6 protein-coding genes are annotated in these 13,118 nt (G+C 49.8%); 3 read left to right on the top strand and 3 right to left on the bottom strand.

Going from position 1 to position 13,118, the window contains the following annotated elements:
* Nucleotides 1-72: 72 nt before the first annotated feature.
* Both QRX40_RS06570 and QRX40_RS06565 read right to left on the bottom strand, forming a co-directional pair.
* Nucleotides 73-1,515, bottom strand: coding sequence for a catalase (locus QRX40_RS06570; protein WP_313837169.1), 1,443 nt, complete (start codon nucleotides 1,513-1,515; stop codon nucleotides 73-75).
* A gap of 323 nt (nucleotides 1,516-1,838) precedes the next feature.
* Nucleotides 1,839-3,281 (bottom strand): Nramp family divalent metal transporter, encoded by a 1,443-nt coding sequence (locus tag QRX40_RS06565; RefSeq protein ID WP_313837167.1) that lies wholly within the window; start codon nucleotides 3,279-3,281, stop codon nucleotides 1,839-1,841.
* A 191-nt stretch (nucleotides 3,282-3,472) separates the two neighbouring features.
* On the opposite strand from QRX40_RS06565, the gene QRX40_RS06560 reads away from it, so the two are divergent.
* From QRX40_RS06560 to QRX40_RS06550, 3 genes are all read left to right on the top strand, one after another.
* On the top strand, nucleotides 3,473-4,207 hold the full coding sequence (locus QRX40_RS06560) for a metal-dependent transcriptional regulator (RefSeq protein WP_313837166.1): 735 nt from the start codon (nucleotides 3,473-3,475) through the stop codon (nucleotides 4,205-4,207).
* 1,113 nt (nucleotides 4,208-5,320) lie between these two features.
* A complete protein-coding gene (locus QRX40_RS06555; RefSeq protein WP_313837165.1) occupies nucleotides 5,321-7,201 on the top strand; it encodes a DUF6020 family protein in 1,881 nt (626 codons plus the stop codon).
* 857 nt (nucleotides 7,202-8,058) lie between these two features.
* Nucleotides 8,059-9,918 (top strand): DUF6541 family protein, encoded by a 1,860-nt coding sequence (locus tag QRX40_RS06550; RefSeq protein WP_313837267.1) that lies wholly within the window; start codon nucleotides 8,059-8,061, stop codon nucleotides 9,916-9,918.
* A gap of 158 nt (nucleotides 9,919-10,076) precedes the next feature.
* Here the strand turns inward: QRX40_RS06550 and QRX40_RS06545 are convergent, their stop codons facing one another.
* Entirely contained in the window at nucleotides 10,077-13,094 is a 3,018-nt protein-coding gene (locus tag QRX40_RS06545; protein ID WP_313837164.1) for a DUF4422 domain-containing protein, read from the bottom strand.
* Nucleotides 13,095-13,118: the final 24 nt, after the last annotated feature.

Raw genomic sequence — 13,118 nt, 5'->3', positions numbered from 1 at the left:
AAATAGTAACACAGGGCGGGGATTGCAGGCCAGTTCAGACGTGTCGCCGGCAGTTCCCGCCCTGTTCTTGTATTACTTGATCTGATCCATGGAAAGGCCGAGGGCCTCAGCCACGCGCTGGCCGTAATCCGGGTCAGCCTGATAGAACTGCCTGGTCTCGAGAACCTGGATCTCCTGGTCATCGACAGAGCCCAGAGTGTTCTTGATGGTCTGGATCAGGCGGTCCTTCTCTTCCGGGCTCATCAGCCTGTAGAGACGGCCGGCTGCAGAGTAATAGTCCTTGTCGTAGGGACGGGAGTACTCGGTTTGCCTTTGGACAGCATCGCCATGCATCCGGGCATCGTTGTCCTCTACGGGGCCGCCCTTGCTGTTGGGCTCGTAGTTGACCGATCCATCCTGGCCCTGGGACATGAACCCATCGCGCTCGTAGTTGTGGACCTCGTTGACCGGGCGGTTGATGGGCAGCTGTTCGTAGTTGGCACCCAGACGGTAACGCTCGGCGTCCTTGTATCCGAATAGCCGGCCCTGCAGGAGCTTGTCGGGCGACGGCTCGATGCCGGGGACGAAGTTGGCGGGGGAGAAGGCCGCCTCTTCTACATCATCGAAATAGTTGGTCGGGTTGGTGTCCAGCACGAACTCGCCTATCTCAATGCGCGGATAGTCCTTCTTGGAGACCACCTTGGTCACGTCGAAGATATCGTCCTTGTAGTCCAGGCCCTCCTGGTAGGGCAGGATCTGCACGCAGACCTTCCACTTGGGGTAGTCGCCCCGGTCGATGGCATCGTAAAGATCATGCAGGAGGAAGTCCGTGTCCTCGGAGGCGACCTTGGCGGCGGTCTCGTCGGTCATGTTCTTCACGCCCTGCTCGCTCAGGAAGTGGTACTTGACCCAGAACTGCTCGCCCTTCGCATTGACCCACTTGAAGGTGTGGCTTCCATAGCCGTTCATGTTCCGGTAGCTGGCAGGGTTGCCCCTGTCGCCCATCAGATAGGTGACCTGGTGCACAGACTCGGGGGAGTGCGACCAGAAATCCCACTGCATCTCCTGGCTGCGCAGGTGGGTGGCCGGGTCGCGCTTCTGCGAGTGGATGAAGTCGGGGAACTTCAGGGGGTCGTTGACGAAGAATATGGGCGTGTTATTGCCCACTACGTCGTAGTTACCCTCCTGCGTGTAGAAGCGCAGGGCGAAACCGCGCACGTCACGCAGGGTGTCGGGATAGCCGGATTCGCCGGCCACCTGGGAGAAGCGCAGCAGAATGGGCGTGGTCTTGCCGGCTCCGTTGAATACGTCGGCCTTGGTGTAGGCGCTCATGTCCTTGGTCAAGGTGAAGGTTCCCTTGGCCCCAGCCCCCTTGGCGTGGACTACGCGCTCTGGTATGCGCTCGCGGTTGAAGTGGGCCAGCTTTTCGAGGAGCTGGTAGTCCTGCATGAGGATAGGTCCACGGGTGCCCGCCGTTTGGCTATGGTTGTTGTCTGCCCAAGGCTGCCCTTCGTTGGTAGTGAGTTTGTCGTTCATGTCTGCTCGATTCCTCTGACCTCTATGAGTTTTGCGATTGACAGTCCCAAGCTGGCCAGGTCTGCGACCCAGCTCCTGGTTGACCACTCGATCGCTGATGACAGGACTCTTGATAAAATCCTGCTATTCTCCACCGTATCTGACTGGGGATGGAGTTGGTGGATATGCGCGCTGAGCGAGAGTCAGATATGTCACTAATCGAGCAAGATGCTCATGACGACAAAGAGTGATGTGTCTGTTGCGGGCGGAATTGCAAGAGAGAGCCGCCGACGATGCCTCATTCAATCGGCAAACGGCGACGGCTCTCATCAGAGCACTGGCGCTCAGAGCATCTGTATCAATTCGCCCACATCCTGGATGACCAGCTGGAGGTTGAGCCCGGTCAGGACAGCCACGACAATCCAGGCCAGGAAGGCCATCCATCGAGGGTTGGCATACTTGCCCATGATCTTCTTGGAGGAGGTGAACCAGACCAGGGGGATCATGGATATGGGCAGGGCCACGCACAGGAAGACCTGGGAGTAGACCAAGAGGCTATCCAGGGCGGACTCCTTGCCGCCGAAGGCGATGGTGCAGATCAGCACGGGGATGATGGAGATCACACGGGTGACCAGCCTGCGCAGCCAGAGAGGGATCCTCATGCGGATGAAGCCCTCCATGACGATTTGTCCGGTCAGGGTGCCGGTGATGGTCGAGTTCTGACCGGAGGCCAGCAGGGCTACGGCGAAGAGGGTGGAGAGCAGGCCGGAGGCGACCGGCCCGGCGATGGTCTTGTCGCCCAGGGCGTTGTAGAGGGCGGTGAAGGTATCCAGCCCCTCGCCGTGGCCGAAGAACATGGCGGCACCCAGCACCAGGAGGAGGCAGTTGACGATGAAGGCGCCCGTGAGCTGGATGTTGGAGTCCCAGGTGGCGAAACGGACCGCGTTGGCAACCTGACGGTCGTCGCTCCGGTCGAAGTCGCGGGTCTGGACGATGGATGAGTGCAGGTAGAGGTTGTGAGGCATGACCGTGGCGCCCACGATGCCTAGAGCCATGGTCAACTGGCCGTTGCCCAGGATGGCCTTGTCGGGGATGAACCCATGGAAGACCGCGGGCATGTCAGGCTTGGCCAGGAAGACCTCGTAGAGGAAGACCACCATGATGACCAGAATCAGGGTGGCCACGATGGCCTCAATGCGCCGGAAGCCGATCTTGGTCAGCAGCAGAAGGATGAGCACATCCAGGACAGTCAGCGTTACGCCTAAAATCAGCGGAATGCCGAAGAGCAGTTTCAGGGCGATGGCTCCGCCGATCACTTCGGCGATGTCGGTGGCCATCACAGCCAGCTCCGTGCAGATCCAAAGGACGAAGCTGAGCCGGCGACTGGTGTGCTGGCGGGTGGCCTGGGCCAGGTCCAGACCAGTCACGATTCCCAGCTTGGCCGACATGTACTGCAGCATCATGGCGATCAGGCTGGAGATGAGGATGACGCTCATGAGCAGGTAGCCATACTGGGCGCCGCCGCCGATGGAGGTGATCCAGTTGCCTGGATCCATGTAGCCGACTGCCACCAGAGCGCCCGGGCCGGAGAAGGCTGCCAGATTCTTCCAGAAGGAGGAGGTTGAGCTGGGCACGGAGATTGTGGCGTTGATCTCTTCCAGGGAGCGCCCGTTGGCCGTCTCGATAATGGGATGGGACTGGTGCTGCCGACTGGACGGCGGAGTCCTGACTTCGGATCCGGCTGGGCTGGCGGACCCTGAGGCGGGTCGGGTCTGAGTGTTCGGCATGTCACCTTCCTTGATTCTGGTTGCTCAAAGGTCTGGAAGAAAACTTCGACCCTTCGAAGTCTAATGGTGCCATATGAAAATTGCGAGACTTTGGCAATGACATGTCTGTGACATTATCTACATGCCAGATTCTGCTAATGCTTGCCAAAACTTGGGGAAGGGGCTAAAGAACTGTGCTATAGACTATGCACATGGACGTCATTCAACTTTCCACCAGTGTCCAAGACTATCTCAAAGTGATTTGGGATCTGGAGGAGTGGGACGATGGCCCAGTCCACCCGACGGATATCGCTGAACGGACAGGCATGAAGCAATCGACCATTTCGGGTGCGCTCTCACGTATGGTTAATGCCGGTTTGGTGGAGCATAAGCCTTATGGAAGGGTTGGCCTCACTTCGGCAGGTAGGCGTTCGGCCGTTACTATGGTCCGTCGCCACCGTCTTTTGGAGACGTTTCTGGTGGAAGTGCTGGGCTATAGCTGGGATGAAGTGCACGAGGAGGCTGATGCCCTTGAGCACGCCGTGTCTGAAAAGTTAGTTGACAGGATTGATCGCTATCTGTGCTATCCTGCCCAGGATCCACATGGGGATGCCATACCGACAGAATCCGGCAACATGCCCGTTGTCCCTCTAACGAAGCCCCTGGCACAGGTGGAAGATGGGCGAACCGTACGCGTATGGCGAGTTAGCGATCAGGATCCGGCATTGCTTAGGTACTTGAGCCAGCACAGGATACGTCCTGGAACCCTGCTCAAATTAGTTTCGACTGGAGGTGCATCAAACGGTGTGCAAGTCTATATTCAGAATACATCAGCCGGACAAAGTAATCCTGATGGGGATGGGGGTGGGGATGATTCGGAAAGAATTGCTGAGCCTTTGGGATTGGATGATGCACAGGCTTCAAAAATCCAGGTAGTAATTCAATAATACTTTTTATGCCCGGTTTTGGTACCGTGCAGGTCAAGATGGTCGGTTGGCTCAAGGCTGGAAGAAATTACCTGATTGGCGAAGGTTTTATTACGATACCTGAACTTTGCGAATGGCCCACGGCAGAGTTTCATCGATGGAGTTTTGGTACTGCTTTGCCCATGACGGCAATATGGTTATGAGCCTAGGTCCCTGTCGCATTACAGGTGGTGGCGAATAGGTAAGGTACTCAGCAAACAGGAAAATGGTTAAGAAAGAAAGCAGAAAGGTTGGTAAATGGTATTTCTTCGATCCTGTGACGGGCAGTATGGCTCTGGTTTGTAAGCGTGTGTCGTCTTCCAGCGGCAATTGGGTCTGCTATGATCCGTCCAACAGTCAAATGCTCCGTATAGAGGCCTGTATTCACGGGAATCGGCGACACTTCTATGATTGAAGCAGCATCATTACTTATGAATGGAAGTACTCGTCATCAAGCGGGGTAAATGGGTGTACTGCGATCCTGTTATGGAGGTGGGTGGGAAAGGGTTGAAGTGGTCAAAGGCTATCCCTATCATTTCGACGAGATAACCGGAGAAGTGCTCAACTGATTCTATGAGGATTGCAGGACTAATCTTTGTGATATAGTTCGGCGAAATTAACGAGAGTGCCGAGTTTGGCACGAGACATGATCCTGTCTTGAGTCTGGTTGGGTTATGAGCGTAAATTAGACTCGTTTTCTCTTCGTCAACACGCACCTACACATCGGCATCAATAGCGTCAAGCATAGCTCTTATGACATGCCCATGCCTTGTCGAGGCTCTTACGAACAATAGCATTTCGTCGTTCTGCTATAGAAGTCGTTAGCGGCATCTTAGGGATATTGTCAAAGACATGCGGTCGGCCTAAAGCCAGGCTTACTGGAAATCATATTCTCTTGGTTATAGTTATCTGTGTGTGTAGCAGGGGGGTAAAAATGGCTATGCGTGTTTCTCTGCTCTTTCGTATGGATTTCAGAGGGTATCAATATATTAATCAATGTAGTAATAAATCAGAGATGTCTTTTTGTGTTGTAAAAAGCAGTAAGAAGGGTAAACTTCAAATATCAGCGCATCGGTTATTTTTGCAGGGAGAATCATGGCTGAATTTCGTAGCTGCGTCCAAAAGACTCACAAGATGTATATGAATCGGTGGAATCGAATCGGGCAGATCGCACATGGCAAGAACCCTGACGGATTACTGAATGACAGAACAGTGGAAGGTTGTATTTTCCCTCTACTTTTAGGAGTGCTCTTCTCTCTGTCTTCGGATGCAGGAACCTATGGTGCTATTCAATGGAGGCAGCCACACCTATACCTGAATATCGTTCTCTATGGAATACTGTTCTGGTTCTTATTCGCTGCAATATTCCGTTTCTGTTTTCGTGATAAGACTGCCACTTTTTACGGTGATCGAACTAGTAAGCCAAAACACGGTTTGTTGAAATGGTTAAAATTTAATCATGTTGAGTCGCCCAGGTGTGTGCTATTCGATGGTATGCGTATTTTCCTCTGTTGGCTTCCATATGTGTTACTGCTATATCCGGGATCACTTTTTTGGGATACAGGAGATCAGCTTGCTCAATATTATGGAATTGCAGCTTTCAGCCTAGCTCCTGGGGTCATATCTGACCGTCACCCTTTTTTTGATACTTTCCTTTATGGTTGGTTTTCTGATCTTGGACGGTTCCTAACGGGAAATCCGGATTTTGGCTTTTCCTTGTGTGCCTTAATTCAGGTTCTTCTGTTTGCGCTTTGCATCGCTTGGGTGTTGGCATACATGTCTACAAGGTCGATGAGAAAAAGAATCATTACCGTTTGCACAGCTTTCTTCTGTTTGTTTCCGATAATTCCCATGATGGCTATGGTGATTTGCAAAGATACTACACATGCCTTATTTTTCCTGCCTTGGACTATCTTGTACGTAAAGCTGGTTGATGGTGGACTGGAGCCTTTGAGAAATCCTCGTTTTCTCAGTGCCTTTATCGTTTTGACAATTCTAAGTTCTCTGACAAAAAAGACAGGTCTTTACATTATCGTGGTGAGCTTACTCCTACTGGTTCTCGGTCATTTTCGTAAGAAAATGAAAATTTTAGTCGTTTGCTTGGCGGCGTCTACATGGCTGGTCATCAACGTACTGGTACCTGCACTGCTTTTTCCTGCGTTGCATGTAGTTCCGGGTGAGAAAGTTGCAGCGATTGTCACGCCCGTGCAAATGCTGGCTAGGACGGCTTATGATCATTCAACTACAACTGTTGGTTCTCAGAAAGAGACGGTAGATGAGATAATGCCTTTTGGCTGGGAGGGAATGGCTTCAAAGTATACACCCTATTTAGCTGATCCTGTTACCGGCTACGGGGCCAACAACCCTAGGGGGTCTTTGCTCAGTTTCGCACGTCTGTGGGCGAATGTAGGAATTCGTCATCCTTTGTCCTATTTAAATGGTTTTTTCTGCTTAGAGGGTGGATGGATGAGTTTTGTTGGGCCGCAATCCACCAATGCTCAAAAATCTCCATATAGTCAGGAACCCATGGTGACGCGCGTGAATGCATGGACTGCGACTAACCCGGATACCTATGGACGGCTACACAGTGATCCTGAACCTAATTGGCGCCAGCGGTTGGCTCAAGAGACGCTCCAAACGCTGACAACAATACCTGTGTTTAATGCTTTTTTCTACGTGGCTACCTGGTCATCAGTTGTGCCCTTCTTCATTCTATATGCCGGTTGGAGAAGACGTAGAAGGGAGAATCTAAGCGTATTGGCTATGCGGACATTACCTTATTTTATTTCAGTGCTGAGCCTCCTTGCATATGCCATATCATTTTCTGTTCCGGGACGAATGGATCCCACGAGGTATGTGTTTCATGCAATAGTGACGGCCCCTTTGGCTCTTGGGGCTCTGTTTGCGGTCAGGGGGAACGGATATCCTCAGCAGACTGATCAAAGCTACTCCGATTGCGGGATCAGCTCGAACTAGTAGGTTAATAGGTCGTGGTATTAACTTAATAAAAGATATTTGAAGAAGTGTATCCTGCTACCAACTAAGTTGATAAAGGTCGTAATAAAAATTAATTGTAGAGGTTTTTAAGATGAGGTTGGTGAGTATAGGTGCTTTGTTGAACAACTGGAAATGGAGTATTAGATTACGAATTGTTAATATCAGAGCCAGGAGAAGACAATATGCTTCAGGTATCTAAGAGCCCACAACAGTAACGATTGTATTTAAACTTGTGGCGACGGCTCTGATCCGTATGAATAATCGAGAAAGGGAATAGTCAATACCAAAGTTAAAGCGTTCTGGTAACCGGACTCCACATAGCAGAATGGTGCCTGTGTTTGGACATGGAACCTCTGCAGGACGAAAATCAAATTCCGATTTAATAAAGCCATGATCGAAGGGCTAACGCTTTCGCTGCTTTTCGTGAAAAGTAATGAGACAGCTGGACTGCTTATCATGCCTGTAAACTTCCGCATTGGAGTACGCGAAAGCACATCTGTGGTCTTCTAATATGTTGTATTGACCGAGTAATGCAGTAATGCGGGTACTTGCGGAACTTAATGTTGTTTAGTGTCTATAGAAATAGAAAATCGAACTCTCTAAATAGAATCTTCATCTCTGGCCTGCGTCTGGAGAAGTCTTGCCCTACTTGAGTAAAACATTGATATCAATTTTTAAAATTACTATAATTGGTTATGTTATATCTTGTGTTTCGCATATCCTCGGTAGTTGGTGGCTAGGAGTGAACAAACCGTATACAGAAAACGATAGGCGCTGATGTGAGGATTTTAGATAACCATAAGAAGAGGAAAATTTCACAGTATGCAGCTGTAGAGATGCTTCCGTATAGGTTTGCGTTACGAAATCGTTTGTTGCTATCGTCATGCCTAGGCCTGCTATTATCATTGTTCATGGTAATAAGATGGTTCCCCAAAACTTGGAATATGTGGAACCTTCCTATTCAAGCTATTGATGCACCTTCGCATTATTACTTCATCCGCAAGCTCATGAAAAACGGCTTATCAGCGGCATTGGAACTTAATCCGAATGATGGTTTTTATCCTCCACTATTTCATGTTTTAGTATACTTATTGATCAGTGTATCGAATTGGTTAGGAATCGAAATTAATATCTTTACCGGGCTCAATTTGATATGGCTGTTGACTTCGGGCATTCTTTTTCCAATGGGAATGTTGCTGTGGTGTTCCTACTTTTATTCAGATGCAGCTATAAGATACCGGACCATCCTCAATATCGTCGTACCCGTTCTGTCAGTGTTATCAGTAGCACATCCGTATTGGATGCTCAACGCCGGGCCTCTCATTGCATATGGACTTGCAACGTCGATACTACCTTTCCTGATGTATTTCAGCCTCAGATTGTTAGATGTACTCACCATACGGAGCGAACGCACAGTTACTCGCGTGCTCCGATGGTCTCTGCTGACGATTATTTTTGCTTGCCTAATGCTATTAGCCCATCCTAGACTGGCATTCACTTACTTAGTCTTTATGGGACCCTTTATATTCGCAAAGATGTCCAAAAAGAACATTCTCTATTTTCTTCTTTTCGTCTGCCTCGCAGCTGTGTTTTTCTTTATATATGTTTCTCATCGTGATCGTGGCAAGGATTATCTTCATCCTTCGGCGTGGTTCCATACCTTTCGTCCTACACGAAGTTTTGGCAATGCAGTGCAGACGGTGTTAACTGACTCCATTCCTGGTTTTGCAGGCATCTTTATGGCAGCTCTGGTTTGCATATCGTTTATTGCTATCCTGCTATTGTGCGGAGCGCGTTTTCGGGATGCACTGGCTGTGGACGGAGCGTTTCTTCTAACTTCGCTGATCTTCATTGCGAGTTCTGCACTTACTGGGCCAGTGGCCAACGTAATCACTGCCGCTTGGTACCGCGGGGAGACTCGCCCCTTGACGATGATACCCTTGGCAGTTGTTCCCCTATTGGCGTTTGGTCTGCGATGCCTTCTTGAGCCGCAAAACGGCTCTCCTTTGCTTACGCTTCGTCCTAGCGAACGTATCAAGTCTCATCTTCTATTCCGCCCTGTTTCATCGTATGTCCAACTATCACTTGTCGGTGTGGCCACAGTGTCGTTTCTAGTTTTGACCTTGGTGCTCTGCTCAAGTTTTGAACCAGCGAAAAAGCAGTTGTCAGCGATCGTTGCTGGAAGCACCAATGTTGAAACTCAGACTCCAGGCGAGCAATTGAGCCGTGACAAATATTATGCTTTAAAAAAAGTACATAATCTAGTGGAAGACGATGCCGTAGTGGTGTCTGACCCTTTGAACGGTTCTATGTATGGAATGACTCTATATGGGCTAGATATGCTGTATCCCGTGTACAATCCGATGGATACAAAAAATGGCCGGGTGTTTGGAAATGTAGAGCGTGCATTTGCGTCAGGGAATTCTGAACACTTACTGCATACAGTGTGCCCTGTTGTGACCAGCTATACGGCTAAGAGCCATCCTGAGGATAGAAGTAGCAAGTACTTTTTGACCATGGGCCCTCAATCTCCAAGCCTGCGCATGTTCACCTACAAGGAGCAGTACTATCCTTTCCACGATGACCGTTTGATCAATGAATATGAACAACGAGGAACTTTGGTAAAAATCACTGCCCTTGATTCTCCAAATGAGCCTGGGAGTCAATGGAACCTTTATCGTTTTGCTTGCAAATAAGTAAGTAGCCTATGTTTGTTGTTTTTATGTTTTGAAAGGTAACTGTCGGGTAGCAGGATTGAGATATTTACGATCACCGCGCCTTGGCACTGTGCAGCCGAAAGGAATTAGACGCTGCCGACTGTTCTTTGCGGAAGAGTCAACAGCGTCTGATGAAGCTACTGTCGGCCTTCCACCGCTCTGGCTACTGTTTTCAAGATCTCGCGACGGGCACTGCCGATCGGGGCAATAGGGTCAACCAACTTGCGGAGTCCGCTGTTTTCAGAAATCGCACGTTCATGTTGTGCCACCTGTCCCTGGTTATAGGGACTAGATAACTGCTGTATCAGGATCTCGTAAAAGGGGGTTTGCCTGGCGTAAGACCAATAAATGTCGGCCAGATCGCAACTGGCGTCATTCCAAGGTTTTATAAATCCGGCGTAATGAATAATCCTTGGTTGGTTACGGGACTGAAGGTAGTCGTAGTAAGCTTTGGCCGGCGCATGGCTGAATATACGTTCCAGCCTGCTGTCACAGTTATGTATCACGTTCCACGACCAATCAAGGTAAGTCACTCGACCTTGGCACTGGGCATTCAGAACATCCTGGTCGTTGTAAATAAACCGAGGATTCGAAGACAGCCGCAGCCATTCCGACAGGGAATGCAGCTTTCGCATCTCAGCGGTATTCAGCAAAAGTACGCCTGCCTGGAAGTAGGAATAAGGATCTCGCATGCCTAATACCTGTCTGCTGTAGCGCAGTCGCTTGCCGTCCTTGTTGTTCAGGTTGCCCAGGTAATCGATGTCGTGAATAGCAGCTAGAAGATTAGTGCCCAAATCCGTATCGTACAGTTCTGCAATATCGTCGTTGACTACCAAATCCGAATCTAGATACAAAACCTTGTCGTAAAAAGGCAAGATAGATTGGATGATAAAGCGGTAGTAGGTTTCGATGCTGATGTGTTGATTAGAAGTTGTCAGGTTGCAGCCAGCAATTTCACGTTCCACATTCACAAAACGCAAGGTGATGTTAGGAGAGAGCATAAGGAAATTCCTCATGCGTGCTTTATGTTGTTCGCTGATGTCTCTTTCCAGAACAACAATATCGTAATGATACTTGTCTGATGCGTTTGACAGGAGCGAGTGAATGGCTGTAGTAAGCATAGGGACATAGGTATCGTTAGCAGCGAAGACTACCGGGATGATCTCTTTTGCATTGCCGGCAAGTTCAAGAGGCCTGCAGATCGTGCCTTGTTCGGGATGGGTAAAGTGAACACACTGCAACTCCTTGATACGCAACGCGGGCTTGATCCGGCGCTGATGAATAAGCCAGATATTGAAAAGCCGCTCGGCCAGATGGCCTGGCGTGCGCAGACCTTCGTGGCTGTATAAGGACATATCCGTGCTCTGCTCGAATTCGTCAAGTATAGGGAACAGCCACTCGCAGTATGCAAAGAAGAGATCCTTGCGCATAATAAACATATTACAGAAGCATGAATAATGCCCGTGCAGATACTGCTTAACATCATTGCTATAGTCGGGGTGTGACTTGATGACGATGGAGCATGCCTTTTGCAAATCCTTCAGGTACAGGTCCGGTGCGGCCCTGTATAGAGCCAGAGGGCTGCCCCAATTGTCGATAGTTGTTCGAAGATCCTTGATGCCGGTGGTGACGATATCATATCCCCTAACAGTTGTGGAGATAGTTGTATCATCCAACCCATACCGCTGGATGGCGGCATCGTCTATGTAGTCATCCATGATTTCCCCATAAGGATTCTCTCTGTGGTTGACCTTGGAGAAATCAAAGTACCGACGATAATGGCAGAATCCATAATAGTCGGCATCGACATTTTTCCATGCCCAGTACTGCGTGGTGAGTTCGCAGTATCTGGGGTTTTTCTCTGAGATGTTGATGCCGTCGTCATCGTGCAGGGTATTTTTCATCCTTGCCTTTTTAAGGCCAGGGCCTACCTGCACTGGTTGCAGAATCTTGGATTTGGGGATGTCGACCTTTTTGTGCGTTGTTACAAAAATTCTAATGCGCTGTCGATTATAGGTATCAATCGTCTGTCGGGCCGTGAGATCGTTCAGATGTTCATTGGCCTTGCTGCGCATGCTTTGATAGCGTTCAAGCTGCAGGGGGGGAGCAGAGTTCACATACACCTTATCTGCTATGGCTTTCCATCCCCACAGAGGGTCCTCATCCTTAATGACAGATTTCTGATTAAGAAGCTCATACGCTCTATCTCTAATAAAGCGGTATATTTCCCTGCCAGTGATAGCGGGACCGAAAATGTTGCTCATATCTTGAGCAGCTGCTGCCTTTTGCCTATCATCGATACGCAACAGCCAGTCATTGGCCAGTATCTCCGTGCCCTTATGCTCGAATCCCAGGGCGCAGTCCTGTAATATGGACGAGTGCTGGTTGTCGGCGAAATCATAAGCAGCTGTAAAGTTCGATTGAAATTCCTGACAATAGCGTGCATAAAGTTTGGGGGAAATCTGACCGGTGCCGCTAATTCCACGGCCGTAGTAGTAGCGGTATCCTCTGCATTCCTTGATAGGTTGATAAGACTGCGCAAGCGCCGAGGTGACAAAGCATTCGTATCCATCCTGAGAGCGGCCTAGGCGATTGCCTGTCATGGCCTTGAAGGCCTTTTTGAGTAAGGTTGTTTTATAGAGCCGTTGGGTAAATCGCCAGTCCACCTGTTGTCCGCGGTCTTCGTCAAAAATGTCCCGAATGATGTCGAGGCCCTGGCTTGGCCTAGTGGGCTTGTTGTTAAAGTTCTCGAAATCTTGCCGTTCCCTGTCCAGAGTGCCGTTCGCTGCCATCACAGTGATGCCAAAATGCATAATATCAGCAGGGTGAAGGTCTATCGCCTCTGCGAGCTCTCTTAACATGGACGGTGCCAGGGCATCGTCGCCATCTAAGAAGAAGGTAAATTCACCCTTGGCTTCCTGCACACCAGTGCGTCTTGCCAAGTGGGTACCCATGTTGCTGGCATGTTCTACCAATCGAATTCTTCCGTCTTTGCCTGCCGCTTCTGCTGCAATGGCTGACGTGTTGTCCGTGCTTGCGTCATTGATGACCAGAGCTTCGAAGTCCTTATAATCTTGTGAGCTGATGCTGGCGAGACATTCCCGAAGGTACATACCTACGTTGTAGGCAGGAATTACGACTGAGATCTTTGGCATATTGCTGGCATCTCCTTGTGTAGC

The sequence above is a fragment of the Bifidobacterium sp. H6bp9 genome, assembly GCF_032193695.1.
Taxonomy (GTDB): Bacteria; Actinomycetota; Actinomycetes; order Actinomycetales; family Bifidobacteriaceae; genus Bombiscardovia; species Bombiscardovia kimbladii.
The sequence above is the reverse complement of the archived record's forward strand: the minus strand, read 5'-3'. Positions and strand labels throughout refer to the sequence as shown.